This window comes from Ruegeria sp. BJ6 (assembly GCF_056537885.1).
Genome location: NZ_JBQFSG010000001.1, coordinates 312834 through 337411 on the forward strand (window position 1 = coordinate 312834; position 24578 = coordinate 337411).

Sequence of the window (24578 nt, forward strand, 5' to 3'; positions counted from 1 at the left end):
ATATTTCTATCCAATCAATACGTTAGAGGCACCTTTGACGATGGTGTTCGGCGGGCCAGCCTCGACAACCTGATCCCCCAGGCGGGCAGCAAAGGAACCTTGAATTTTCACGGTCAGGGAACCGATGGCGACCGTTCCACCAACATGCGGAACTACGCCGGTGACCAGTGGGCAGACATGGGTATCGACCCCTACGCGCCAAGCGGGTTGTTTTCCGATCAGGACGGTCGTCGCACCTATTCCCGGTGCAAGCGGTGTACCGTGGCTGGTCTGATCTCCGAGGCGGGCGGCAGGTTGTCCCATCAGTTTATCTCCACCAGTCCGGCTTCGATCTTGCAGCTTCCGCCACCGCTCAGCTTCAGCTGTGTCTGCGCCTTGATTTCAATCGTCGGGGCCGACAGTTCGATTTTGGTCTGTGCTTGCAAAGTCAGCGTGCCGTCCTTCATCGACACTTTGGTCCCCTGGCGGTCTTCAAGCGTCGCTTCACCGTCCTTCAGGAACAGGCGACTGCCATCGCTCATCTGAAGTTCGATTTCGGCGTCGGAGCCATCATTGAACCGCAATTCATGCCGGTCCGGCGTTCGGATGACCCGAACCTCGTTGCTCTCATCCGACTGGAATTCCGGCGGGGGGGCGTTGCTGTTCCAAACTCCGCCCAGAATGACGGGGTGCGAGGCATCTTCTCCGATGAACCCGACAAGCACCTCATCACCTTCATGCGGCCGGAACCATGTTCCCGTTTCATTGCCGACCATCGGCACCGCGAGACGTGCCCAAAAGCTTGTCTCGCCATCCTGGTGCAGTTCAAGCCTGACACGGATACGACCAAGCCCACTGGGGTCATGATCTCCCTGAACTGTCCCAAAGGCGAGGCCCTTGGGATAGCCGCTGCCACGATCTTCCTCGCTGCCGCCACCGGCCATTATGTTGTACATATCGTTCATAGGGATGGCTCCTGTACGCTGAGGGTCGTGGTGAAGCCGCCGCCCGAAATGTCGTGAACAACGCCACTGATCCAGTAGGTTTTTGAAAACCCCCGCCCCAACCCGTCGAACGCGACGTTCATGTCGGGGCGCAGTTCCGGCAGCCCGATGCACTCGGCGCTGCCGGTCACAAAGTCCTGCGCACGCTCCTGCAATATCGCAAGCGCGCGGGCGTCAGCCTCTTCCTGTGCGTGCACACCCGACCGGACGCGCAGGACCGGCTGAGCGGCCAAAGCCCCGGCAAGGCGTTCGGGGCCGCTTTCATCACCCGGATCGCGGCCTTCTTCCTGTCCGCGCTCGGCGCGGCCAACAATCTGTTCCCCGGTGGTGGCGGATGTGCCGACAACTTCGACGGCTGCAATCTGCTTGGCCAGATTGGCTTCGGGTGAAAAGGTCGTAAGGCCCCCGCCCCACGGCAGGCTGATCTCGGCCGCGTGGTCGCGCCGACGCGGGCCGAAGTAAAGCTTGCGATCCGTAATGTAGAAGGTGGCCGAATTGCGCTCGGCCAGTTTTTCGAGGAAAGCCATGTCGGTTTCCTCGTTTTGGTCAATCCGGGGCTTGGAAGGTGTCGTAGCGACGATTTCAGTGTCCAGCCCTTGCAAAGACGCAATGTCGGCCACGGCATCACTATCGGGAACGTCTTCCCAATTCCGGGTCTGTTTACCGATAGTGAGAGGGTATAGCTTGTCGTAACCCGCGATTTCCAACGAGGGCGTGCCACCGGCCCCAAAGGTGGTCTTCAATTCGGTGACGGTTCCGACAATCACAGTTTCCAGCCGTACCGGTTCGCCATATCCAAGCTTCACTTCGACCTCGGCTCCAAAGGCGAAAAGTGCAAGGAGATCAACACGCTCTTCGGTTTCGCCCGCGACGAATTCGCGATGTTCCCAGTTGAATGCATTGGTGACCGTGATCGAAAACCGGCCAGCAGTCTTTTCCTTCAGATCAACGTTTATCGAAGCAACCGTCAGGAACAGATCCCGCACCAGATCATTGCCGCCAACAGTGATCACAAAGGCCGGTGCGAAGTAGTCAGAATGCTTTTGTTCAAGCGTTTCGACGTCCACTGAGACTCTCCCTTGTTGCGAAACCTTCCAGCGGTGGGACGCGCATCACGTCTCCGGGTCGCAATGCCCGCAAATCCTCTACGCCGTTCTCTGCCGCGATTTGCCGCCAGAACCGGGCCTCGCCATATTCCTCGGCCGCGAGTTGCCACAGCGTGGCAGCAGTCGGTCGGAAACCTTCCACCTTGCCCAGCACCCGGCGTTTAGTTTTGTCGGCAGAGTTCCGGCGCGGATTTTCAAGCTGTTCCGAGATGGTTCGATATTGCTTGAAGCTGACCGACAGCGTCGCGCGAACCGGTGTTCCGTCGCCCTGAAACATCGTGAACCGCTGGCTGATCTTTTCCACGATGGCCCGGAATGCGAATACGCCCCATTTGAATTCCACCCTCGGCGGCGCATGTGTGTCGGCATCGATAGACAGAAGATCGGTAAAACGGCGGGTGTCTTCCGATACATCACGACCGCCACCATCGGTGTAGGTGTCGAACAAAAGGTCCATCGACAGCAGTTCCGAGTTGCCGTTGACGAATTGCAGGATCGGGTTCGACAAGCCGGGAACCGGGGTTTCCTGATAGCTTGCACCATATTCCACCGCGTATTCGGTGGGGTTGAAGTGAACGGAAAGTTCCTGATCCTTGTTGCGGCCTTCGAGAATTTTGATCGTGGCCTTAACGAGTTGAGTTGCCATGACTCACCCCCTTCCCCGCCGTTCGCGTTCGATGCGAAGGCGTTTCTGGAAACGTTGCCAAAGCTGGGCGTCCAATCGGGCAATGTCGATTTTCGGTTCCTGAGGTTTGTGGACGCGCCTTGGAACTTCGGGCTGACGTTCGGGTTGTGTTTGCCGATCCGGTGACCGGAACGTTCGTTCGACAGCACTTCGCGACATGCGCGTTGTTGGCGGTTCGTCGGCCATCGCAGCGGAAGGTTGCTTGGCAAAGAACCGTTGGGCAGGTGCAGAAACACTGATTGGCGCGTCTGTTTGCTGAAGCGACCGGGTTCTTGGCGCGACCGTTTCCCCGGTCGAAGGTCGACTGCGCCAGTCTTTTCGATTGCGCTCAGTAATCTGCGCCTCACCGATCTCGACCGGCTCGACGCCAAGATTGCGGCGCGTGACTGTGCTGATAATGTGGCGCAACGCACGGTGTTCAGTGGTACCGTAGCGGCCTGTCCGTTGCTCGACTGCGTCGCCATGGACACGTGCCGCTTTTCTGGTTCGGGACGGTCCCGCGTCTTCATCTTGCATCACCGCGCGGAAGCGGAGCTTTGACAGAGCTGCCGTCAATCGACCATGGCGGGGTTTCGAAACCTCAGCAGATCGTGAAAAGGACAGTGGCCCGGGCAAGGCGCGGTGAACGCGTCGTTCCAGCAACGCTTGCGTATGGAAATAGGACGCCCTGACGCGGTCCCGGATGTTGTGCTTGTCCCAGGTTTCCGTGCGGCTTGTTGCAATGTCCGACTTCAAGGGCTGTCGCAGTCGCTCTGCCGCGGCGTTCCATTCGTTCCAGATAACCGAGAACCGAGGCGACAGATGGAAATTCGCGACCGACAGATTTATCGGCGCTTCGGAATGTTTCGCAGGCTGCGTCGGTTTTTCGACCCGGAAATGGCGATCAACCTCATGGATGTGTTCACCGGAACGCTGCCCGGCAAGACCTTGCCGATGCATCGGCCAACCCGTCACCAACACCCCGAAATCAGGTGGAACGACCAGAGGCCGCCGAGGTGATATCCGAGGTGCACGTCTCATTGACGGGTTAGTCCGTGATGGGCCAGTTCTACGGTCTCCACCGCGACGGCACTGCCAACAGCGTCAAGTTCCGGACCGGTCCATTTTGTCGGGAAGGCATCCGCACACACCCAACGCCACGCTTCTTCACCCGCCTCATCCAGCAGGATCACCGACACCGTGCGCCGTTCGATCTCGCCGCGCACGACGTCCTCGTGCCAATCCCAGAACCAGGTATCCAGAAGCCCTCTTTTCAGGGTCAGAGCCGTCTGCGTCGTCTTGATAGCCAGTTGAATTTCGTGATCGTTCACGCCGCCTTCCCGATAGGGTTCCAACTCGGTCGTCCGTTCCAGCCCGCCCACGGTCTGCACACCGCCACGATCAAGGCCCTGAGCCTCAATCCGGAAGCGGAAACTGCGATGCGGGTCAGCCATTGCGGTAACTCCTGTCTAAAGCGCAGCCAGCAGATTTTGGTTCTGCGGGCCATCGAGGCGGCGGTTGATGTTTGAAATCTCGGAACACCAGCGCCGCCTTTCGGCGTGGTCGAGGTCTAGAAGCTCTGCACTCGACCAGTGAAAGTGGAACGCGATAAAGGCCATCTCCTCGTAGAGCTCACCGAGGGGATAAAGCCTCAGACCTCCCCCACCAGACCGAACCCTTCCGGCCGTCCGACCGCTTGCTGGCCATGGTCCGGCAGATCGGCTTCGCCGTCGTCATTGAAGGTCTCGTAAAGCGCCTGAAGGTAATTCAGATCAGACGCAAAGAACCCTTCGACGACCTTAGTGTTGATGTCGGGTACAGACCCAAGCCGGGTCACGACACGCGACAGAACGATGATTGCCAGATAGGCAGGGTTCTGCTTCACCCGTGGGTCTTTCAGGGGAAGGATCTCATCCGCTGCCGTGGCCAGCCGCATGGTGCCGTCACGGTGCAGATTTCCGTCGCCGTCAAGATAACCTTTGGGCAGTGAAAACTCGATTTCGGTCTGAAACGCCATTTAGTTGCCCTCCTATTGAATGCGGCGGATGCCTTCGTTGGTCAGCTCCAGCGTGTCGATCGCAACCTCGTTTCCAGTTGCGTTGAGGTCGAAAAAGTCCAGCTTGGTCGGCCAGCAGTTCACGACCTCGACAGCTACGACATCTTCGCCCGCCTCGTTCTGGACACGGATCACGACATTGCGCCGCGCATCGTCCAGAGGCGTCGCATCATCGACGACCAACTGATGCCAGTCGGTAAGTTCCGTACTGTCGGTGATGCCCCACTTGAGCGTGATGTTGGCGTATTTGTTCAAACCGTTGAGCTTGCGAACCGTCGTGATGTCCGTGCCTTCGCGGTATTCGATGGGTTCGTTCGAAGCGTCGCCGACAGCGACCTCGGAAAACCCGGCCTGGTCGATGCCCTCGATCTCCAACCGATAGCGGAAATTTCTGAGCGGGTCTTTACGTGCCATGTCTTAACCTCCTGACAAAGCGTCAGCTTTTGGCTTCGATGGTTTTCTGGAAAACGCGGAAGATAACAAACTCCGCGGGCCGTACCGGCGCGATGCCGATCTCGACGATGAGCTGCCCGTTGTCGATTTGCGACTGGCTCATCGTGTCGAACCCGACCGCGACCGAAAACGCCTCTTCTTCCTTGGCGCCGAACAGCGCGCCCTCGCGCCACTGAGCCCGAAGGAACAGCGTGATGGTCTGCTTGACGCGAGCCCAGAGTTGCTGGTCGTTCGGCTCGAACACCACCCACTGGGTCGAGTTGTAGATCGACGCTTCAAGAAAGATGAAAAGCCGCCGGACCGAGACGTAACGCCAGAGCGGGTCGGACGATAGCGTACGTGCACCCCACATCCGGATACCCCGACCGGGGAAACGGCGAATACAGTTCACACCCCGCGGGTTCAGCACCTCCTGCCGACCGGTATTGATGTCATACTCCAGGTCGATCGCACCAGCGACAGGCACGTTGGCGGGGGCTTTCCAAACTCCGCGCGTGTTATCAGTCAGCGCGTACATGCCGCAAGCTGCCGCGCCGGGCGGGATTTTGGTTTTCACACCGGTTTTCGGATGTGGCGTAAAATACCAAGGGTAGTAAAAGGCGCCGTATTGCGTATCGATCCGGTTACGTGGGTTTAGCCGGTCATCTGAAACAGCGTTCAGATTTGCTGCGGAATCCAACACCGCAAAGCGGAAACGATTTCGTTCGCAATGGGTTACGATGGCTTGCTGAATCGCCGCACTTGCATCGTCGGTATTGCCGATGCCGGGGGCATGGATGATGGCCACGTCCCGGTAGGCGTCCAGGTTCAGCGCGGCGAGGCCGCGAAATTCCAGCGGATCGTCAAAGACATTGCCAGCATCGTCCTTGTCCCCGTCGAACTGAACCGATGTCACCGGATCGCCGTCCTCGCCGTTTACCATGAAGCCTGATATGACGTCCCCATCACCCGGCTGCGTGGCGTTGTCATCGTCCACTTCCAGCGTGATGAGCGCCGAGGTGGTATCCGAAATCATCTTCTTCCAGTAAGCCGGACTATCCGGATCAAGCGACAGATCGTCATATTCTTCGACTGCAGCAGGCGGCGGCAGGCGTTCGTCACCACCCGGCTCAAACGGATCAAACAGATCTGCCGGATCGCCACGGGTCCAATAGGCGACCTGCAACCGGAAGCCTACCGGCTCCAGCGCGTCGCCCGCGTCATTCAGCTTCTGCGTGGTCGAGCGGGTGATACGCACAAAAATGCGGTTTCCAAAGCCGCCTGGGCCGCTTGCTTGTACTGTGTAGCCGTCGCTGTCGAATTCCGCGCGCACGGCGTTCGGGCCGCAAATACGGGCGATGTAGACCCGACGGCCGCCATTGTCGAAGAACGCCTTGATGCCAAAGGGCAAATATTTGTCGGGGGCAAATACGTCTCCGAAAAGTCTCAGGTATTCACCATAACCGGTAACAAGCCGCGGGCGGGTTGGCCCACGTTCGGTTTCACCGATAAAGGCTGCGGTCGAGGTCGCGACACCTTCGATAGGCTTGGGACCACGTTCGATTTCCTCTACAAAAACCCCGGGGGCAAGATATTCGGGCATTTCAGATCTCCTTTATGCCGCGTTGGGGGCGGCCTCGCGCTCGGCCAGAGCGTCGGCGATCGCCTTAACGAGATTCTTGGACAGTGCAGCGTGATCGGCCTCGGCCGACTTCAGTGCCGCCTTTGCATTCTCAAGCTCCACACCCGCGCGGACGGCGGCAGTGCGCTTTGTTTTGAAGTTCTTCCAGGCCGCGACGATTACGGGCTCCAGTTCGTCTGGCGAAACGATGGGTGGCGGGAACTCCAAAACCTTGTGCAGAAATTCCTGATCCGCCAACTCCGGGAACTCGCCAAGCGCCAGCCGCCAATAGGCTTCACCGCGATTTGGACCGTTGCGCAGTTCCTTGATGGTAGCCATCAAACCCTGCGCCTGCTTCAGCCGCGCGCCCACGCTTTGGGCAGGTTTACGCCAGACGTCCAGTTTGGTTTTGGCTGCGGCAAGTTCTTTCTCGGCATCTTCGACAGCCTCTTCCGTGATGTCGACAATCACCTTGGCTGCGTCCAATACGTTCTTGGCGCTGCGGACTGCTTTTACAGCGTCCTCTTCGATTTTTTCGATTTCATCCAGCGCATCCTGACCCAGTGCCGCCTTCAGGGAATTGCGCAGCTTCTCGGTTTCGGAGTTCAGATATTCTTCGTCCGCCTTCAGCTTTTCATAGACCTCTTCCGTGTACCCAGCCTTGGCAGCATCAACTTCGGCAATCAGCTTGGTCAGGTCGGCAATGTCGTCCTCCACCTGAGCTGCGGCCGCCTCGGGGCGCTTTTCCAAAAGCGCTTTGAGGATATCGGACAACCCAAGGGGCGCATCGGTGCCTGTCTCTGACCCAGTGTTACTCTCGGTGGTTTCACCACTCGTTTCCTCGGCCGGAGTTGCAGCTTCGGTTTCGGTTGCCGCGTCTGTCTTGGTCTTGTCATTGTCACTCATGGCATCCTCCTGGGGATCTGGGTTCACGGGATCACCACGTTCACGGGCGGTGCCCATGTCTGCAGGTCTTTCACTTCATCAAGCAGTATGGCCGGCACCCCAGCCACACCGGGCAGACGCAGAACCACGTCGGCTGTCAACGGCACCGGGCGCGGGTCGGCGTTCAGGTCCGGCGAAGGTGGGCGCAGGCGCAGTGCAAAATTCCCACGTTCATCGGTTTGAGTGCGGAAGGGATCGGCGATGTCGGCAATACGGCCTTCGACCAACTGGCCCTGAACCGGTTCGCCTGCATGAGACACCGATCCCCTCACCAACATGGCTTCTCCATCTCGGATCGCGTCAGGTCTGCGGATCAGGCGGACAATGCGGGCATCTCGATCCTGCGGAATATCCACTGGGATATCCGGCGGCGCGAAGTAACCCGCGCGCGAAGGATCAAGTTTGACAATGTACTGCGGCTTTGCGACCAAACGCTCAAAGATCAGGTTTCCAGAAAGCCCGCGTTGCGCTTTTGCCGCCTGCGCCGGGATCGTTGCAGTCACGCCGCGCAGGATTGGCAAGCCGGTGAAATCATCAACCGGCGTCACCACCACGTCCAGCGGATAGACGCCCTGATCAAAAGGATGGATGGCAAAGTTGTGGGTCATGGCGACCCCTCCAGCCCTGCGCTTGTGCGGTAGTTGTGTGGCGCTGCGGATTGCCCGAACCCAAGCATGCGTTCTTCAATCGGCACACCGCGCATCACATCACCGGCTTCGATGAACACCGGCGAGGCGAGGTAGACGACAGAGGTCACATAGCTGGAACTGACAAACAGGCCCCAAATGCGGCTAAGTTCCTCCATTGGATAAGGCTCGGCCGTCAGCCTTACGTCCTGATCCGGAAGAAGCGCCCCACCAAGTGTCGGGTTCGCATGGATTCCGGCGATAATTTCGCCCAGACGCTCCAACTCACTTGGTTCGGTCGCACCTTCGGGACGAAAAACGCTGATGAGATAACGGATATCCATCGGCAGCGCATTGCGCGGTCGCGGGTCCGGGTCGTCATTCCTGCTGTAACGCTCGGAATTGCGCATCTCGGGATTGGGAACCAGATGAAACGGGAACAGCGATACGATGCGATCACCAACCTGTCCCTTTGCAGGCGGCCCGATAAAGATCAGGTCATCTGGTGCGCCCGGAACTGTCAGCGACTGATGCACCAGCTTCTGAAACGCACGCGTGGTCTGACTGATCGCATTGGTGCTCATGCATGCGCCTCCCGTTCAGTGGCACAATCGTTCCAGGCAATCGATTTCTCGGTACTGAACATGCCGTTCTTGATCAGTTCGGCGCGTGTGGCCGTCATAACGTGGCGCATGTGGATTTCTTCACAACCGGCTGCTGCGGCATGGAATGCGGCATTGACCGCGATGGACTGAATAGAACCGCCGGACAAAGGCAGACGACGGGCAAGAAAGGCCGTGTCCACATCTTCTGCGCATTTCGCAGTGTCGGGAATTGCGACTTGCCAGATGCGCTCACGCTCTGCTTCGGCAGGCATGGTGAAATCGATGCAGAACCGCAGTCTGCGCAGGAACGCCGTGTCGATGTTGTTCTTGAGGTTCGTGGTCAGGATCACCAAACCTTCGTAGGCTTCGATCCGCTGCAGCAGGTATGCGACCTCGACATTCGCATGGCGGTCGTGCGCATCCTTGATCTCGGTTCGTTTGCCAAACAGCGCGTCGGCCTCATCGAACAGCAGCACGGCCGAGGCGGCCTCGGCCGCCGCAAAGCAAGCGTCGATGTTCTTTTCAGTCTCACCAATGTATTTTGATACACAGCGGGACAGTTCGACCTGCATGAGTTCGACACCAAGCGCCCGGGCAATAACCTGTGCGCACATGGTCTTGCCTGTCCCGGACGGGCCCGAGAACAACGCACCGACCCCTCGCCCATATGGCAAACGCGAGGCAAATCCCCAATCATCCAACACCTGAGCTGAGTGGCGCACATGATCGGGGATGCTGGCCACCTGCTGCCGAACCGTCTCGGACAAAACAATATCGTTCCAGCCAAAAATTGCAGGCGGACGGCGAACGGTCTCGGGTGCGTGTCGCGCCGCAACTGCGCGCGCGGCATTCAGGATGAGCTCTTCGTCAGTGGCGTCGGAACCAAGTCGGCGACGACCGGCGGCCATGCGTGTGACAGCATCAATGTCAGCTATCGGCAAGCGTAGCGTTCCACCCAGCCTGCTCGCCTGATCCGAGGTCAATGACAGACCGTGATCTGTTGCGGCAGATTGCCAACGGCGTACTGTGACGCCAATTCCGGCACGGCGCACTCGCAAGGCGACCGCGTCTCCGCCAACCGGGGCTGCGTGCGATCCAACAACGATCACCCCCGGCAGCAGATCGGAGATATCGGACTCGAAAAAGGCTGCGCGCTGATTTTCCGCGAGAGCCTCAAAGTTTTCGAACACAACCACGGCGTTGTTCAGGCATGCAGTCAGGCCGCAATCGGCGATCCGATCGCCAAAGCCGTCACCAGCCAGTGCCTTGCAATCAATGCGTAAAACAGCAAGTCCCGCTGCACGAACAGCTACCGCGATTTCGTCTGCCGTTGCCGGGCCATCGCCAACAGCCAGGATCGTAGGTTGGTTCGCCACGCCGAGCATACTGGCGATGGCATCGGCCAGTTCCTGCTGCGGTGGCAGCCGCTCGTCCTGTAGACGCCAGCCCGTTCCCTGCCGTCGCCGCGCGCCGATTAGCTGCGTCAACAGAACATTCGAAGCCCGGTAACCTGGCTGGGGCGCGTCCCCATCATCATGACGGATCGCGCGCAGGCGCGCGAAAAGGCGGCAACCTGCCATCAAAGCGGCCACATCGGCGCCGATATAGTCGGGCCCAAGCAGCCGCGCCAATGTTGTGGCGTTGGGACGGGGCGAGGCGTAATCGTTTTGAAGAACACCCACCGCTTGCGCATATCGGTAATCAAGATCAGGCGCGGCAACCAGGCACAAAAGACGAATTTCCTGCGGATCCTGCGCCACGACGCCCAGCGGGCTGGATTGCCAGGTTTTGGCGGATTGCAACGCGTCGAACCGCCTGGCCACCTCGTCCCGGGTCATGGGCGCGTCGGCGGAAAAGGTTTGGGCAAGATGGGTTACGTCGCCGATCCAGGCCGTTGACATTTCCGAACCACGCGCCTCGGCCAGTTCTGCCAATGCACTTGCAAAAATGGCGTCGAGCCATGCAACGACCGGTGCCAGTACCGAGGTTTCTGAACTCCGGAAATGCGGCAACGAACAGGGTGCATGGTTGGGCGTATCCAGCCCAAGCGAAAGAACGCGCGGCGGCGGAATATCGGTGCAGAGACGTATTGCCGCCCGCAGACGCGACCGGTCAACCTGACGAAGCGCGATCTGGATGTCCGGCTCCTCCGAAGACATGAAAATCACTGCAACACTGTCGGATTTAGGCTGCAGATCGGGACGCTCAACACCGTCGCGCGCCTCAAGTATCACAACGACGTTTTCGTCACTTTCCATCAGGTTTACAGCCTGAGAGTCGTCGGTCATCAGGCTGACATCAAAATCCGGATCATCGCGCAACAAGCTTGAAAGTCCCTCGGCGAATACCCGACGTTCGAATTGACCTATCAGGACACGGATGTGTGGCATCGTTTCCCCCGAAGCGCAGTACTTTCAGGATCGCCGCGGGGCGGATTCAGCGTGAGTCCCCAAGGTCACGGAAACGACCTATGCCAATGGGAGGAAGTTTTTTGGGCGCGTATAGGTCGTTTGTCACAGGCCTTGCCATTGTTTCTGAACGGCGCTGCGTTCGCACCATTCGCGCCAACGATGTATGATGACTTGGCGAACCTGATTCAGGGGATGTGCGACATGCAGAATTCATTGATACGACGACTTGTAAACACCGCCACCGGTTTGAGCGTGGCCATAGTTTTGTCTTCGACTAACGCATCTGCCGACCAAAGTGATGCCGAGAAGGCTTTGGAAACATTTAATAGCGCAATGCTTTCGATATTTCATCGCGGTCAGGATGAACTGACTGCTGATACGCGGCCCATCATGGTGATTGCGCGCGACGTTACCGTAATCTCGAAAGATGGCGAGGCAAGCTATCCAAGGGATGCTCCGCGCTATCAGCACCTCAAATCGGTAACGCATGTCCTTTTGGGCATCATCGGCGCTGTTACGCCATGGCCGGAAGGTACTGCCGACGAAGAACGCTGGAAACGCGAATTTTCAAATATTTCGACGGAAATCGATACGCTTCTAGCTGCAATCGGTGATCTCGGCCTACCGGAAGCTTCATTGGTCAGCCAGCAGGAGATGCTTGAGAAGGCGCGCACTTTCACAAAAAATGCAGTTAGCCGGAGTGAACTTACCCGCGAAGCCGTCTTCAAGGTTATCAACGACATCCGCCCGATATGGGCAAAAAACATGCGAGAAGCTGCGCGCGCTGAATTGATCGCTCTCCACGCCGCTGTATCCGACGCGCGTGCCGCGATGAGTGATGATGATTGGGCTGCGATGTACGTGGTACACCACGGGGGCTCCAGTGTGGAAAACGTCAACGTTGTACTTTTGTACCTGCAGCGTGTGATGCCGAATAAGGTAGCGGCCGGTCAGGTGATGTTTGCGGAAAACGCACGTGGAAAAGACGCTTTGGCAAAGCATGTCGGCTATGTGAGGATGCAACGGAACGTCGGCGCATGGGCATTCGGAGACCCGGGGCGAATGGAAGTCGATCTTTTGGGGTATGAGGCTGGTTCCATTCTGGACGAGATGATCCAGGCCTCTCCGCAACTGGATGCTGTCTCCAGATGAATGCATCAACGTTAACGCCGTCCCCGAAGCGTCTGATCTGCTTGGGAAATTAGCCATTTTTTCATGGCCGGACCGTGAAACGTTGGATTTCAGATGGCGGTCAGGTGACCGAACCGAGCCCGTCGGCTCATTGAGCGTTCCATTTGGAATGATCGCGCAATTTCATTGGAAGAACGGCGTGGCGCCATATGGTCATGAGAAATCCGATCCGACCATAGAAAAACTGACATTTCGCTTCGATTTGGCTAGGTTACACGCGGGGATGCTGCCAGAATGATCTGGCATCGATGCCAACGAACCCTATGGTTTCGCGCCGTCTGGCAAATTCATGTTTCCGGGGATCAACAGCAATCCTCTGGGCGACTGAAACACACGGCGAACCGGGCGCGTGGGCTCGACCAAGTATAGGTTTTGCGTTATGTAAATAGTTATCCAGGGTTGTTATGTATCTCGATTGTTTCGATCTTGCGCACAGGCCGTTTGCGATCACACCAGACTTGGACTTCACGTACTGGTCGGAAAATTACAAGCGTGCCTTTGACACGATAAAGGTCGAGCTACTCCGGAATGCGCCCGTTACGGTGCTGATCGGGAAAACCGGCGCAGGCAAGACGCTTTTGACAAACGCGTTGGGCAACGATCCTGATATCCTTCGAAACCACCAGATTCTGCTGATGACCAATATGCTTGGCAATGCCGCCGACATCCGGCAGCGGCTGATGGTTGCCATAGGTAAATCTGCGACCAGTGTACCCGCCGAGATCGAAATTGCACGGGGTCTGGACGAAATCAGAATGGCGGGGAAGACCCCGCTCATCATCGCGGACGAGGCGCAAAACCTGTCCTCCGAAGGTTCCGAGGTACTTGGCACTATTTCAGACAGTAGCAATTCCGGTCCGGTGCCCATTCTGCTTGCCGGTCAGGCCGAGCTTGGCGGCCTTCTGAGGCAACTGGGCTACCAGACGCTACGGAAACAGATCGGCGAAACAGTCCAGTTGCGGGATTTGCCCGTTGGTGAAATCGAGGCGTACATCCGCACTCGCCTGACCCGGGCAGGTGCAAAAACCGATCTGTTCACAGCGGATGCGGCGCAATATGTCCACAAGAAAGCGGGCGGAATTCCACGCCTGATCAACAAGCTATGCGAAGCGCTGCTGTTTCTTGCCGCGCAGGAAGACCTGAGGGTTATTGACCATCCTGCCGCTCAGCGGCTTTTCCACCAATGTATTGACCCGATAACCCTGGCGCTCCGGCTGGGAACCGTTGAAAGGGTGATTTTGCCGGAACCCGGCGAGGTAGTCAGCGCGCCGGTGTCGCCTTTCAAGGAAAAGGTGGAGGTGCCGAGGGTTCTGAGGCAGGCTCGCGCCCATCCCGTTGAGGCGTCACCACTGGCCCTGAATGACCCGGTCGTTCCGGCGCGTGCTGCGCGCGGAAGGCTGGTCGTGGCGGGATTTTTTGGTTGTCTGACTGCCGTGATCGTTTTCTTGAACCCATGGGTGCAGACTCTGCTGACCAGCGACCTTCCAATCAGACCCACGCCAGAGAATGTCGCGACCGTCCCGGAACTTGCGCCGGATCAGGACGTAGTTGCTGTGACTGAAGCGCAGCCAGTCGGGGAACTTGCAGCAGAAGCCCTTGAACCCAACCCGGAGCCTGACACACAGCCGGTACAAGGCCTGTCAGAGACCGCACCCCTACCCGCCGAAGGCACCACGCCTGCGACTCCATCCAATGCCCGGACCGAACCCTTACCCAAGACACCGCCGGATGCGGCCAAACTGACCGTAGGCACGAGTTCAGAGCCGGACACCTCCACTGCTGAGCCTCAGCCAACCACCAATAGCGAAGCAAAGGATCTGTCCGATCTGGTCAAACCGGTTGCCGCTAACCCTGCGCCCGAGGCTGAAGATTATTTTCAGGATGCGCTGAACAGCGTGGATACCCGAGACATGGCAGTTTTGTACACTCGGGCTGCGTTACGGGGGCATGAACGCGCAGCGAGGTATCTTGCACAGATGTTCGAAACCGGTGATGGGGTCGTCTATGCACCGTCGGTAGCGGCGCGTTGGCACAGTCTGGCCGACGGTGAAGGAATATTGGATGGCACAAGTACGCCCCAGCCGGAAACTGCACCCAATCCATTATTTTCACATATGAATTCAGAAGAAATTGAACTGATCTGGGAAGGAGAAGGACCTGAATTTATGGTCGAAATCGCAAGCGATACGGGTCAGATTCTGGGGCGGTTTGATACCTCACTGACTGCCGCCCGGTTGCGCCCCCCAGATTCCGCAGCGGTCTGGAGAGTCACAAGTTTAGGTGCCGCACCAAGCGACTGGCAGATCATCGAAGTTGGCACCCAGCGCTAAAGCGGCAGCGTAGCAACTGTCAGCAGCCGATCGTCGCACAAATTCTGTCACGATAAACAGCGTTTGCCGGGCTATCGGTGTCTACCTGTACGGACACTGGAACACAGTTCAGAACATAATCCGCAGCCAGCCCCTGATTTACACAGCCGCCGATTTCCCATCCGGGCGGGATATCGTTCAGATCAACTTGTTTCCACTTGGGATGACCGTTCTGCTGCAACGCCGAAAATTGTGTCAGGATCAGATTTGAGACATCCGCAACCGCGTCACAGCTGAGCCTGTGATACGCATTTCGGCGGGGTTCGTATTCATAGGTCATCAAGACTGCTTTCACAGCGACAACATCGATCGGTTCCGAAACGAATGAATACGTGCCCTCCGGAATTTGGGCCGGAGTGTAAACTGCCTGCAGAACCGGGTCCACGATCGGCAGCAGATGAAATGCAGCCGGATCCACATCAGCTTCAGCAAACAGCCGTGTCGGCGCTCCGGCAACGTAGAAGAAGGCGTCGATGTCTCCGCTTTTCAGCCGCGCCATGGAATCGTCAGGTCCAATCGTCAGAGTTTCTGCAGGCCTGACACCGATCAGATCCAACAACAGCGAAGCCGTCAGAAAAGTACCGCTGTCAGCCACACCCACAGCCACCCGCTTGCCGTTCAATTCATCCGCGGATTTTATGTCTTTGGAGGCGAGGATGTGAACCTCTTCATTGTACAGAGGAAACGCGATGCGAACGCCGGCGACGGCCCGTGCGATGTTGGGATCATTGGCGGAATAGGTCTTGAGGTATTCAAGAACATCGCTTTGTACAATTCCGAATTGCGTAGCCCTGCGTTTGCGTACGCCCAGAAAATTCTCAAGCGAACCCGCGCTTTCGTTGACGATCAGGGTCTGGCCGCAACCTGCCATCAAATTCGAAATGTCGCGACCGAACTGGATATACGTGCCTGTCGGACCACCGGTCAGAATGTTCTTTTCGAATTCCTGTGCAGCTGCGCGATTTGCACCCAGGCACAAAGCCCCTACCACCATCAGCGCCTGAAAAAAGTACTTGTTAATACTGGTCATCTGTTTCCCCGTCCCGATAATGCGGTTCATCTCAGCAACGGCCAAGATCGCGAATAAGAGATACAAGCGTTTGTCGATTGATCGTTATAAATACGGCTTCCAGTGCATCATGCGTGCAAACTCCGTTCGCTAATAATCTCTGTAATTCGTTTCGCTCCTGCGGCGTGGCCTGTTCCAATCCCGGAGCAGCGGCGATAGCGCGTGTGATGCGTGCGGGTTGCAACGCGATCTTACGACGATCTGCGGTCCCCTGATCCGCATCCTCTGGCGCAGGCTCCGCAACAACTGGGGCTGTCGCTTCCTCCAACTCGGCCTTCAACAGGTCGAGAGCGGCCAGAGTCTCGTCCTTTTCGGTTCGGAACGCTTCCAATTGGGTTCTCAGCACTTCTGCACTGGCGGCAATTGCATCCCGTTCCGCCTGTGCGGCACGTATTTCAGATTTTATCGCATCATGTTCGGCAATCGCCTCATCTCGTGCCTTTTGTGCCCCTTGCATGAGTTTCTCGGCTGTCTGCCGCGCCTCATCGCTTTCGGCAATCTGGTTGTTCAAGTCGTCATGTGTTTTCTGCAACTGCGCAAGCCCGGCCTGCAATGTATCCCGTTCCGCCTTGGCGGCCTTTGTCTGCTCCAGTACCAACTCACGGGCAGCGGTCAGATCGGCCAGTTCCGCAGTGGCGGCCTTGGTCTGATCCACAACTGCATCACGGGCACTGTTCAGATCGGCCTGCTTCGCCTCGGCAGCCTCATTTGATGCGGTTAGTTCTGACCGGGACTTGTCTATTTCTGCCAACAGATCATTAAGTTCCGCACGAGATTCTTCGGTCTTGGAAATAACATCCGCTTCATCTCGACGAAGGTTTTCGAGCTCTTTCAAAAGCTGGCTGTGCTCACCCTGAACTTTCTGAAGTTGCGTATAGGTGTCCTGCAGGCGCTTTTCGGCCTCCTGGACATCAGCCTCAAGCGTGGCGATGACCCTCCGGAAAGAGGCCGCCTTTCGGGACAGAAGTTCAACCGCATTTTCGTCTATTGATGGGTTGTCCGCAGGCTCGGACGTCTGGGCCTGCGCGTCCCGCGCAAAGCACGTTACGCACAATAATGCTGTCAAAACCGTAACTCGTAAAATCAGCAACATTACGCCAAACCTAGGAAATAGTGAGAAATTTTACCACATTCCGGCGAAAATCAAAAGAAATGTTATTTTGCAGACCTTTCAAAGGTGCTGTCAGACAAAGTCGAACCAGTCTTGGTTTAGCAAATAGGGCTGACCTTTATGGCACGAAAAGCGCGCCACTTGGCGAGAGCGGCGGACCGTGTCAGCTAGAAAATGTCTCGACTCGTGATAGATCGCTCCTGCTTGACGTGGTTGTAGACGGAGGAATGAACGGCGGCGAACATCTGCAAACTTCGCATGCGCCTGAAAAGCTGCATCGCGCGTTCTCGTCGTCGAAACGGGAGGTGCGAATTCTCAACCCGGTTGTTGAGCCACCTACCCGCCTCAACCCAAGTTCTTCTGACAAGACCCCCTAACCTGTCTGTCTCACGCCGGTTTCATCTGGCGTCACAGTCGTAGTCGATGACGTCCTGTCGCTGAACGCCCAATCCATCAATCCCAAGTTCAATTTGGTCCCCGTGCCTGAGGTACACTTGGGGTTTCAAACCCATACCTACACCAGGGGGAGTGCCCGTCGAGATTATGTCGCCCGGATGCAAGGTCATGAACTGGCTCAGATGTGACAGGCAATGGGCGACCCCATAGACCATGGTTCTTGTTGACCCGTTCTGGCGCATAACACTATTGACCTTGAGCCACATCCCAAGGTTCTGGGGATCGCCCGCCTCATCCTTTGTCACAAGCCACGGACCAATTGGGCCAAAGTGGTCTGCCGACTTGCCTTTGCTCCATTGACCAGCCCGTTCCAGTTGAAACGCGCGTTCCGAAACATCGTTGATGACGCAGTACCCCGCTACGTAATCAAGCGCGTCGGCTTCGGATACGTATTGCGCCCGCTTGCCAATCACGACGCCCAGCTCAACCTCCCAATCTGTCTTTGTTGACCCTCTCGGAATAATCACTGGGTCGTTTGGCCCGCAAATGGCCGAGGTAGCCTTCATGAACAAAACCGGCTCGGGAGGAACTTCCATACCCGACTCCGCAGCATGGTCCGAATAGTTCAATCCAATGCACATGAATTTGCCGGTTCCAGCAACGCAAGGGCCAAGACGCGGGTCACCATCGACAACGGGCAAAGTTGTCAAATCCAGTTTTCCAAGGTCAGCCAAATACGATGGGTCAAGTGCTTCGCCAGCGACATCATCGATAACACCTGAGAGATCACGGATGTTGCCGTCTCCGTCCAAAGCACCGGGTTTCTCCTGCCCTTCCGGGCCATAACGCAAGAGTTTCATGCCTGTTCCTTTGCTCGCATCAGGTAGCCGTCCAGCCACCGTCAATGAGATGTGTCGTGCCAGTGGTAAACCCTGAGCCGTCTGAGGCCAGGTAAACAACCAGTTCAGCAATTTCTTCGGCAGTGGCCAGACGCCCCATCGGCTGTCGCGCAATAAAGGCCGTGCGCGCAGTATCGTAATCTCCCATGGCCCGCATACGACCTTCTAGTGAAGGGGATTGCACAGTGCCCGGACAGATCGCATTGCAGCGGATACCTTGCGAAATGAAATCGGCAGCAACTGACTTTGTCATGCCGATCACAGCGGCCTTGGTCGCCCCATAGGAAAACCGGTTGGGAGCCGCGATGATCGAGGAAACCGCAGACGACATGTTAATGATCGAGCCACCGCCGCCATAGATCATTCCCGGCAAAAAGGCGCGCATCATTCGGAACATGGCTGTCACGTTCAGATCGACGGAAAATGCCCAGGCATCATCGTCGCAATCCAAGACGGTGTCATGTCCCACGAAACCGGCACAGTTGAACAGCACGTTCACAGGACCGATTTCATCTCTAGCCGTCGTGATGGCCTGAGGGTCGCATACGTCGAGAAGCCGCGTCGTGATACCCGCATCTGCCAACTCAACCAGTGTTTCAGCATTGATATCAGTGGCGATAACATCACCGCCCTCCGCTTGCATGGCCAGCGCCGAGGCGCGGCCAATCCCTTGCCCAGCGGCGGTTACGAGGCATTTTTTTCCTGCCAATCGGCCCAAAATCCAATCTCCCTTGGTTTCCTGGAAATTCACTCAATAGGTGGCGCGACCACCCGACAGATCGAACACAGCCCCGGTGGTAAAACTGTTTTCTCGATCACAAAGCCAAGCGATCATGTCTCCGGCTTCTTCTACCTTCAGGAAGCGATTGCGAGGGATCTTTGACAGCATGTAGTCGATGTGCTCCTCGCTCATCTGATCGAAAATCCGCGTGCGTGCCGCAGCAGGTGTAACGCAATTAATCGAGATGTCTTGCAAAGCATTTTCCTTGCCGGCGCTCTTAGTAATTGCCATGACCGCCGCCTTTGACGCCGAATAGGCTGAGGCGTTGGGATTACCTTCTTTACCGGCGACCGACGCAATGAGAACGATACGCCCATAGTTCCGTGCCTTCATGCCTGGCAGAAGTGCTCGAAGCACGTGAAAGCTCCCGTCAACATTGATGGCCTGAATCTGCTTCCAGTCTTCCAGAGGGTAAGAGTCGATCTCGACATTTGGCCCGGCAATTCCAGCGCTGTTTACCGCCATGTCCACGGGGCCCAGCTGTTCTTCGGTGGTCGCCAGTGCTTCAGAGACCTTCTCCCATCGCGAGATGTCCACGCGAACCGCCAGGGACTTGATCCCATGTTCCTCCTCAAGAGCCTTGGCCGAGGTGATTGCAAGGTCCAGATCTGTGTCCCAAAGTGCAACTGCAGCGCCTTGAGAGGCGAGCTTTCTCGCACATGCAAAACCGATACCTTGCGCGCCCCCAGTGACGATGGCGATCTGTCCTGATTTCTGCCCTGTCATTTCAACTCTCCTAAATTCCTGTGACACCAAGCTTGCGCAGTACCGATTGCGTATCCGTCACCTGGGCAACGTTCTGCGTTGCATATTCCATAGACGCGCGGTGCCACTCCGCATTCATCGTTGAACAGGCATCTTCCGGGCTGATGACGATGTACCCCTTGTCAGCCCCCGTTCGGGCAGTGTGCTCAACCGACATATTGGTCCATGCGCCGGTATTGATGAGGGTCGTGACACCACGCGCGTGCAATATCGTTTCCAACCGACTGGTATCCCAAGGCGACATGCGCGATTTCTCGACAATGAAATCTCCGGCCTCCGGCTCAAGACCCTGAACCGGTGCTGCGCCCCACGAACCTCGCAACAGTGCGTTCTCGTCAAGCACCCCCCGAAACAACGGCGCGTTCATTGTCAGGCCTGGACAACCGGGATCGACGACAAACCAGACATGAATGACCGGAATTCCCCTTGAGCGGCACGCACTTGCAAGCGAAGCGATGTTGGCGATTGTATTCTGTTCCGCGCAATGCGCAGGTGCCCCGCTTTCGGCAAAAGCCCCACCTTCGATCACGACATCGTTCTGCATGTCCTGAATGATCAATGCTGCTTTGCCCGGATCGAATTCCAGAGTTGCCGTTTTGGTAATTGCGGGCGTCACCTGCGAACTTGCATTGCGCATGAATGGTTCGACATGCGGGCCGACCTTCACCGGAATTTCATAAACTGAAGACGTGGCGCAGACGTAAAGTGTCCGCCAATCGCTACCGCCCCAATGGAAGTTGGCCGTGTTCTCCGGCACCTTTACTTTGCCCAACAGAAAGCCAGAAGGCGCATAGATCCAGATGCCACCCGGCGCAGTGACCCAAATGTTGCCCTTGGCATCACACTTCATGCCGTCAGGCACACCTTCAAGTTCCGCATCGAATATCCCCGAAGCCAGTACGCGTTCGTTGGTCAGGGAACCGTCTGCAGCCACATCGTAAACACGGATGTTCGTCTGCATCGTATCATTGACGTAGAGCTTGCTTTCATCAGGGCTGAAGCACAGCCCGTTAGGCTGATCGTACGAATAGCGATTGACCATCAGTTGTGGGGCTCCGCCGCCAGGGGGGATGCGGTACACACCCTGAAATCCCAACTCTACCTCGCGCTCGACGCCGAAACCCGGCATGCGACCATAGGTAGGATCGGTGAACCAGATCGCGCCATCTGACTGCACGACGATGTCGTTAGGGCTGTTCAACTCTTTGCCCTCGAAATGCGAAGCCAGCACTTCACGCTGGCCTTTTGGCGTGAACCGCACAACAGAGGATGTCGCGTGTTCACAGACCAACAGATTCAGGTCGGCATCATAGGTCATGCCGTTGCCCTTGTTCGAAGGCCGCATGATTTCGCTCACACCGGTCGCAGGGTCATAGCCACGGCGCACATCCCCGGGCATGTCCGAAAAGAAAAGGAACTGCTCAATCGGGTGCCAAATCGGCCCCTCCGTGAACTCGTACCCAGTCCCGATGGCTTTCGCGGGTGCGTTAACGTCGATCAACTCGGTAAACGAGCTGTCCAGCGCTTCATGTGTCATCAGGTATGCCTCCGGTGAAATGAATTGGATTTGTCCTGAGCAGCCCAGTCCAGCAGCTGCTCGCAGATGGCTTCGGTAGATGCGCCACCACCAAGTCCATCAAGGTCATCGCGAATGCGTATCAGGGCTTCGGTCTGAGGAACAAAATCTGAATTTTCTCCCAAAGGAGTCAGCCAAAGATGCTGCCAGCAAAGGCGGGACAATCTGCGAACCGCCAATTCCAGAGCCGTGGAATCGTCGCGTTCCAACCCGTCAGACAGCGTTACGACAAAGGCCCCACGTGCCATGCCAGCATAGCGCGGCACCGCAAGAAAAGCGTTCATAGTATCGCCTAGTCGAGTACCGCCATCCCAATCTGGAATGAGGGCACTGGCCCGGGCAAGCGCCTGTTCTCGATTGCGCAGCGCTAAAGCCCGAGTGACACGAGTCGTTTGCGTGCCCAGCGTAAAGACCTCGACCCTGGCATTCAGCGACTTCAGCGAATGTGCTAAGCGAAAGTAGGCATCAGTCTGGTCCTTCATTGAACCGGAAACGTCGATCAACAAGAGCACGGGGCGAATGGTCCGGATACGCGACCTTCCCGGTAACGTCAGAAGCTCTCCATCGTGGCGCACCGCCCTGCGCATGGCGCGACGCATGTCCAGAACCTCTATCTTGCGCGACTTTCGCCGGCGTCGGCTCATCCGTTGAGGAAGCATCCTGGACGCTCGGGCTCGAAACCAGTTCAGAACCTGTTCTTCGCCACCCAACAATTGCCGCTGGCTGGCCATTTCCAAACGGGTTGCCTGCTGGCCAGCCTCATTAACTTCTTCCGGTGATAGAGGATCTTCTTCCCCGCCGCGATCTTCGTTGATGTCCGTTTCATCCGCATCAACCGCCTGAGCGAGCTCGGGCAATACCCGTCCAAGAAAATGCGCGTCGAACAAGTCCTGAAACAAATCTCTGCGTTCCGGTGGTGGGCCAAACACCGCATAGGCGGCGTTTTGAATATCCCTCATCGACCTCGGCCCAAGAATTTCTACAGACTGTAGTAGAGCGATCCCCTGGTCCGGCGTAGCCAGAAACCCGTTGGCCCGAAGCAGCTGAGCAAACCCAAGAAGATGTGCCGAGGCGGCGGGGAGAGTCATCCGATCATCTCCGCCATACGAGGTTCAAGAAAACTGAGATCATCCTGATCCTTGAGCGCAACGCCGATCGAGTGGCGAAATGCCTCGGGCCAACCGTGCCCCAAGGCGTTCAGAACGGTCGCAGCCTCGGCCCATTCGATCGTCTCGGCAATTCCGGGGGGCTTGGCCAGCGGCTCTTGCCGCAGGCGGTTCACGGCAGCCACGATGGCCCGCGCGGTATCTCGTGCCACGCTTCCAGCCCGCGCCATGACGATATCGGCCTCTAGTTCGGGTTCCGGGAAATCAATCCAATGGTAGACACACCGACGGCGCAGCGCCTCGTGAAGGTCTCGGGTTCGGTTTGATGTCAGAACAATGATTGGACGGTGCAGTGCTGAAACCGTTCCGGTTTCGGGGATCGAAATCTGAAAGTCCGAAAGATACTCTAACAAAAAGGCTTCGAACTCATGGTCTGAACGGTCGATCTCGTCCACCAGAAGCAAGCTATGCCGCCCATTTCTAAGTGCCTTGAGCATGGGTCGTTCAATTAGGAAACGATCCGCGTAGATGTCAGGTTCTTCGCCTTCTCCGGCTTGACGGATCGCCAACATCTGACGCGCATAGTTCCATTCGTACATGGCACTGGCGGCATCAATCCCCTCAAAACACTGAAGGCGGATCATCTCGCGCATCAGCGCCGAAGCGAGTGCCTTGGCAGCTTCGGTTTTGCCCACGCCAGGTGCTCCCTCTAGCAACAAGGGCTTGCCGAGAGCCAGCGCGAGGTAGGCCGAAGTTGCCAGACCATCGCCCGCCAAATATTGCGCTGCCGACAGCGCCGCCTTTAAAGCTTCTGGGCTATCAATCCCGTCTATCGTGCGCTGCACAGTCACGAATTACGCCCCCTGCTGCCGCTTTTCATTAATGGCCCGCAGGATTTTCTCAGGCGTAATGGGCAATTCGTCCATCTCGACCCCCACCGCGTCGAAGATCGCATTGGCGACCGCAGGCAGAACCGGGTTCGCACACATCTCACCGGTGCCTTTCCCGCCGTATGGGCCGTCAGGTGCTGGGCGTTCGAGAATAGAAATGTCGTGTTGCGCCAGATCCCCGGGACCCGGCATCGGGTAGCTGGAAAAGCTATAGGGTCGGTGCTCACGCGATGGATAATAGGGTTCGGTGGTTTCATAGAGGGCATGGCTCAACCCCATCCATGCCCCGCCAATCAACTGCTGCTCCACCAACTTTGGGTTCAACGCCCTGCCGACTTCATAGGCCGAATTGATCCGGACATTGGACACTTCTCCTGTTTCGTCATCGACCTCGAGATCGACGATCATGGCAGTGTGCGCAAAGCAAGAAACCGTGCTCATCTCGCCGGTATCCGGGTCAACATCGGACATGGGGATCAGGAAAATCCCGCGTCCCGAAACTGATTGGCCATACTTGAACTGTGCGGCATTACAGGCATCCTGTGTCGAGATCGAATTCCCCGGCGCGCCTTTCACGTGGATGTTGCCCTGTCCATCCGTCACAAGGTCGGCGGCATTGACCTCCAACTCTTCTGCAGCGGCCTCCAGCATGATGGCGCGAGCCTCTTTGGCCGCAGCGATGACCGCGTTGCCCACCCGATGTGTACCGCGTGACGCGAAACTCCCCATGCAATGGGGGCCGGTGTCACTATCGGCGGTATCGACATACACATCTTCAACCGGCACACCCAAAGTCTCGGCCGCCACTTGGCGAGACACCGATTTCATCCCCTGCCCCAGATCGATGGAGGACAAAGCAACGGTGAACTTGCCTTCTGGATTTGAATGAACCAGCGCCTGGCTTGGATCGCCGCCAAGGTTCATGCCGATAGGATAGTTCATGGCGCAAGTGCCGCGCCCTTTGTGAATAGCCATC

Annotated in this window: 26 protein-coding genes and 1 pseudogene; 3 read left to right on the forward strand and 24 right to left on the reverse strand. The window is 57.2% G+C overall.

Features of this window, described 5'->3' with window-relative positions:
* Window positions 1-6 precede the first annotated feature (6 nt).
* The 14 genes from ACR0D6_RS01430 to ACR0D6_RS01495 are packed head-to-tail and all read right to left on the reverse strand — an operon-like array spanning window position 7 to window position 11428.
* Window positions 7-303 carry a PAAR domain-containing protein gene (locus tag ACR0D6_RS01430; protein WP_170650590.1) on the reverse strand — a complete coding sequence of 99 codons (297 nt, stop codon included), beginning with the start codon at window positions 301-303 and terminating at the stop codon, window positions 7-9.
* A complete protein-coding gene (locus ACR0D6_RS01435; RefSeq protein ID WP_480764197.1) occupies window positions 303-944 on the reverse strand; it encodes a phage baseplate assembly protein V in 642 nt (213 codons plus the stop codon). The genes ACR0D6_RS01430 and ACR0D6_RS01435 overlap by 1 nt, the downstream gene beginning before the upstream one ends.
* Complete coding sequence (locus tag ACR0D6_RS01440; protein ID WP_480764198.1) at window positions 941-2050, reverse strand: phage late control D family protein; 1110 nt, start codon at window positions 2048-2050, stop codon at window positions 941-943. Before ACR0D6_RS01440 ends, ACR0D6_RS01435 begins: the two co-directional genes overlap by 4 nt.
* Entirely contained in the window at window positions 2031-2735 is a 705-nt protein-coding gene (locus ACR0D6_RS01445) for a CIS tube protein (protein ID WP_170650593.1), read from the reverse strand. Before ACR0D6_RS01445 ends, ACR0D6_RS01440 begins: the two co-directional genes overlap by 20 nt.
* A gap of 3 nt (window positions 2736-2738) precedes the next feature.
* Window positions 2739-3794: a hypothetical protein gene (locus ACR0D6_RS01450; RefSeq protein ID WP_480764199.1), complete on the reverse strand. Its 1056-nt coding sequence runs from the start codon at window positions 3792-3794 to the stop codon at window positions 2739-2741.
* The gene (locus ACR0D6_RS01455) at window positions 3791-4207 is read right to left on the reverse strand and encodes a phage tail protein (RefSeq protein ID WP_170650595.1); all 417 of its coding nucleotides are present in this window, start codon (window positions 4205-4207) and stop codon (window positions 3791-3793) included. The genes ACR0D6_RS01450 and ACR0D6_RS01455 overlap by 4 nt, the downstream gene beginning before the upstream one ends.
* A gap of 15 nt (window positions 4208-4222) precedes the next feature.
* A complete protein-coding gene (locus ACR0D6_RS01460) occupies window positions 4223-4408 on the reverse strand; it encodes a DUF6760 family protein (protein WP_480764720.1) in 186 nt (61 codons plus the stop codon).
* Complete coding sequence (locus ACR0D6_RS01465) at window positions 4405-4770, reverse strand: hypothetical protein (protein WP_480726838.1); 366 nt, start codon at window positions 4768-4770, stop codon at window positions 4405-4407. Before ACR0D6_RS01465 ends, ACR0D6_RS01460 begins: the two co-directional genes overlap by 4 nt.
* 12 nt (window positions 4771-4782) lie before the next feature.
* The gene (locus ACR0D6_RS01470; RefSeq protein ID WP_170650596.1) at window positions 4783-5223 is read right to left on the reverse strand and encodes a phage tail protein; all 441 of its coding nucleotides are present in this window, start codon (window positions 5221-5223) and stop codon (window positions 4783-4785) included.
* Between the two features lie 22 nt (window positions 5224-5245).
* The gene (locus ACR0D6_RS01475; protein ID WP_480764200.1) at window positions 5246-6844 is read right to left on the reverse strand and encodes a phage tail sheath family protein; all 1599 of its coding nucleotides are present in this window, start codon (window positions 6842-6844) and stop codon (window positions 5246-5248) included.
* Window positions 6845-6856: 12 nt separating this feature from the next.
* Window positions 6857-7768: a hypothetical protein gene (locus tag ACR0D6_RS01480; protein WP_480764201.1), complete on the reverse strand. Its 912-nt coding sequence runs from the start codon at window positions 7766-7768 to the stop codon at window positions 6857-6859.
* Window positions 7769-7791: 23 nt separating this feature from the next.
* Window positions 7792-8415: a hypothetical protein gene (locus tag ACR0D6_RS01485; protein ID WP_480764202.1), complete on the reverse strand. Its 624-nt coding sequence runs from the start codon at window positions 8413-8415 to the stop codon at window positions 7792-7794.
* Window positions 8412-9017, reverse strand: a complete 606-nt coding sequence (locus tag ACR0D6_RS01490) for a Pvc16 family protein (protein WP_480764203.1) — start codon at window positions 9015-9017, stop codon at window positions 8412-8414. The genes ACR0D6_RS01485 and ACR0D6_RS01490 overlap by 4 nt, the downstream gene beginning before the upstream one ends.
* Window positions 9014-11428, reverse strand: a complete 2415-nt coding sequence (locus ACR0D6_RS01495) for an AAA family ATPase (protein ID WP_480764204.1) — start codon at window positions 11426-11428, stop codon at window positions 9014-9016. Before ACR0D6_RS01495 ends, ACR0D6_RS01490 begins: the two co-directional genes overlap by 4 nt.
* A 354-nt stretch (window positions 11429-11782) precedes the next feature.
* On the opposite strand from ACR0D6_RS01495, the gene ACR0D6_RS01500 reads away from it, so the two are divergent.
* The 3 genes from ACR0D6_RS01500 (at window position 11783) to ACR0D6_RS01510 (ending at window position 14970) form a co-directional block, all read left to right on the forward strand.
* The gene (locus ACR0D6_RS01500; protein WP_480764205.1) at window positions 11783-12601 is read left to right on the forward strand and encodes a hypothetical protein; all 819 of its coding nucleotides are present in this window, start codon (window positions 11783-11785) and stop codon (window positions 12599-12601) included.
* Entirely contained in the window at window positions 12585-12878 is a 294-nt protein-coding gene (locus tag ACR0D6_RS01505; protein WP_480764206.1) for a hypothetical protein, read from the forward strand. Before ACR0D6_RS01500 ends, ACR0D6_RS01505 begins: the two co-directional genes overlap by 17 nt.
* A 220-nt stretch (window positions 12879-13098) precedes the next feature.
* Window positions 13099-14970 carry an ExeA family protein gene (locus ACR0D6_RS01510; protein WP_480764207.1) on the forward strand — a complete coding sequence of 624 codons (1872 nt, stop codon included), beginning with the start codon at window positions 13099-13101 and terminating at the stop codon, window positions 14968-14970.
* A 19-nt stretch (window positions 14971-14989) separates the two neighbouring features.
* On the opposite strand, the gene ACR0D6_RS01515 is transcribed toward ACR0D6_RS01510, so the two are convergent.
* The 10 genes and pseudogenes from ACR0D6_RS01515 to ACR0D6_RS01560 all read right to left on the reverse strand — a co-directional run bounded on the left by ACR0D6_RS01515 (window position 14990) and on the right by ACR0D6_RS01560 (window position 24577).
* Window positions 14990-16039 (reverse strand): TAXI family TRAP transporter solute-binding subunit, encoded by a 1050-nt coding sequence (locus tag ACR0D6_RS01515; RefSeq protein WP_480764208.1) that lies wholly within the window; start codon window positions 16037-16039, stop codon window positions 14990-14992.
* 31 nt (window positions 16040-16070) lie between these two features.
* Entirely contained in the window at window positions 16071-17144 is a 1074-nt protein-coding gene (locus tag ACR0D6_RS01520) for a hypothetical protein (RefSeq protein WP_480764209.1), read from the reverse strand.
* A gap of 212 nt (window positions 17145-17356) precedes the next feature.
* Window positions 17357-17536: pseudogene (locus ACR0D6_RS01525) on the reverse strand (DDE-type integrase/transposase/recombinase); the annotation flags it as partial.
* 51 nt (window positions 17537-17587) lie between these two features.
* Window positions 17588-18445: a fumarylacetoacetate hydrolase family protein gene (locus tag ACR0D6_RS01530; RefSeq protein WP_480764210.1), complete on the reverse strand. Its 858-nt coding sequence runs from the start codon at window positions 18443-18445 to the stop codon at window positions 17588-17590.
* A gap of 19 nt (window positions 18446-18464) precedes the next feature.
* Window positions 18465-19205, reverse strand: coding sequence for an SDR family oxidoreductase (locus tag ACR0D6_RS01535; RefSeq protein ID WP_480764721.1), 741 nt, complete (start codon window positions 19203-19205; stop codon window positions 18465-18467).
* A gap of 30 nt (window positions 19206-19235) precedes the next feature.
* Entirely contained in the window at window positions 19236-19991 is a 756-nt protein-coding gene (locus ACR0D6_RS01540; protein WP_480764211.1) for an SDR family NAD(P)-dependent oxidoreductase, read from the reverse strand.
* 10 nt (window positions 19992-20001) lie between these two features.
* Window positions 20002-21567 (reverse strand): isochorismatase family protein, encoded by a 1566-nt coding sequence (locus tag ACR0D6_RS01545; RefSeq protein ID WP_480764212.1) that lies wholly within the window; start codon window positions 21565-21567, stop codon window positions 20002-20004.
* Window positions 21567-22694, reverse strand: coding sequence for a VWA domain-containing protein (locus ACR0D6_RS01550; RefSeq protein ID WP_480764213.1), 1128 nt, complete (start codon window positions 22692-22694; stop codon window positions 21567-21569). Before ACR0D6_RS01550 ends, ACR0D6_RS01545 begins: the two co-directional genes overlap by 1 nt.
* Entirely contained in the window at window positions 22691-23563 is an 873-nt protein-coding gene (locus tag ACR0D6_RS01555; protein WP_480764214.1) for an AAA family ATPase, read from the reverse strand. The genes ACR0D6_RS01550 and ACR0D6_RS01555 overlap by 4 nt, the downstream gene beginning before the upstream one ends.
* Before the next feature lie 3 nt (window positions 23564-23566).
* Window positions 23567-24577, reverse strand: a complete 1011-nt coding sequence (locus ACR0D6_RS01560; RefSeq protein WP_480764215.1) for a xanthine dehydrogenase family protein molybdopterin-binding subunit — start codon at window positions 24575-24577, stop codon at window positions 23567-23569.
* Between the last annotated feature and the right edge of the window lies 1 nt (window position 24578).

Coding starts and splice junctions, on each gene's coding strand:
- ACR0D6_RS01430 (WP_170650590.1), bottom strand. CDS start 303: ATGGGACAACCTGCCGCCCGCCTCGGAGATCAGACCAGCCACGGTACA.
- ACR0D6_RS01435 (WP_480764197.1), bottom strand. CDS start 944: ATGAACGATATGTACAACATAATGGCCGGTGGCGGCAGCGAGGAAGAT.
- ACR0D6_RS01445 (WP_170650593.1), bottom strand. CDS start 2,735: ATGGCAACTCAACTCGTTAAGGCCACGATCAAAATTCTCGAAGGCCGC.
- ACR0D6_RS01450 (WP_480764199.1), bottom strand. CDS start 3,794: ATGAGACGTGCACCTCGGATATCACCTCGGCGGCCTCTGGTCGTTCCA.
- ACR0D6_RS01455 (WP_170650595.1), bottom strand. CDS start 4,207: ATGGCTGACCCGCATCGCAGTTTCCGCTTCCGGATTGAGGCTCAGGGC.
- ACR0D6_RS01465 (WP_480726838.1), bottom strand. CDS start 4,770: ATGGCGTTTCAGACCGAAATCGAGTTTTCACTGCCCAAAGGTTATCTT.
- ACR0D6_RS01470 (WP_170650596.1), bottom strand. CDS start 5,223: ATGGCACGTAAAGACCCGCTCAGAAATTTCCGCTATCGGTTGGAGATC.
- ACR0D6_RS01475 (WP_480764200.1), bottom strand. CDS start 6,844: ATGCCCGAATATCTTGCCCCCGGGGTTTTTGTAGAGGAAATCGAACGT.
- ACR0D6_RS01480 (WP_480764201.1), bottom strand. CDS start 7,768: ATGAGTGACAATGACAAGACCAAGACAGACGCGGCAACCGAAACCGAA.
- ACR0D6_RS01485 (WP_480764202.1), bottom strand. CDS start 8,415: ATGACCCACAACTTTGCCATCCATCCTTTTGATCAGGGCGTCTATCCG.
- ACR0D6_RS01490 (WP_480764203.1), bottom strand. CDS start 9,017: ATGAGCACCAATGCGATCAGTCAGACCACGCGTGCGTTTCAGAAGCTG.
- ACR0D6_RS01495 (WP_480764204.1), bottom strand. CDS start 11,428: ATGCCACACATCCGTGTCCTGATAGGTCAATTCGAACGTCGGGTATTC.
- ACR0D6_RS01500 (WP_480764205.1), top strand. CDS start 11,783: ATGCTTTCGATATTTCATCGCGGTCAGGATGAACTGACTGCTGATACG.
- ACR0D6_RS01505 (WP_480764206.1), top strand. CDS start 12,585: ATGCTGTCTCCAGATGAATGCATCAACGTTAACGCCGTCCCCGAAGCG.
- ACR0D6_RS01515 (WP_480764208.1), bottom strand. CDS start 16,039: ATGACCAGTATTAACAAGTACTTTTTTCAGGCGCTGATGGTGGTAGGG.
- ACR0D6_RS01530 (WP_480764210.1), bottom strand. CDS start 18,445: ATGAAACTCTTGCGTTATGGCCCGGAAGGGCAGGAGAAACCCGGTGCT.
- ACR0D6_RS01540 (WP_480764211.1), bottom strand. CDS start 19,991: ATGACAGGGCAGAAATCAGGACAGATCGCCATCGTCACTGGGGGCGCG.
- ACR0D6_RS01545 (WP_480764212.1), bottom strand. CDS start 21,567: ATGACACATGAAGCGCTGGACAGCTCGTTTACCGAGTTGATCGACGTT.
- ACR0D6_RS01550 (WP_480764213.1), bottom strand. CDS start 22,694: ATGACTCTCCCCGCCGCCTCGGCACATCTTCTTGGGTTTGCTCAGCTG.
- ACR0D6_RS01560 (WP_480764215.1), bottom strand. CDS start 24,577: ATGGCTATTCACAAAGGGCGCGGCACTTGCGCCATGAACTATCCTATC.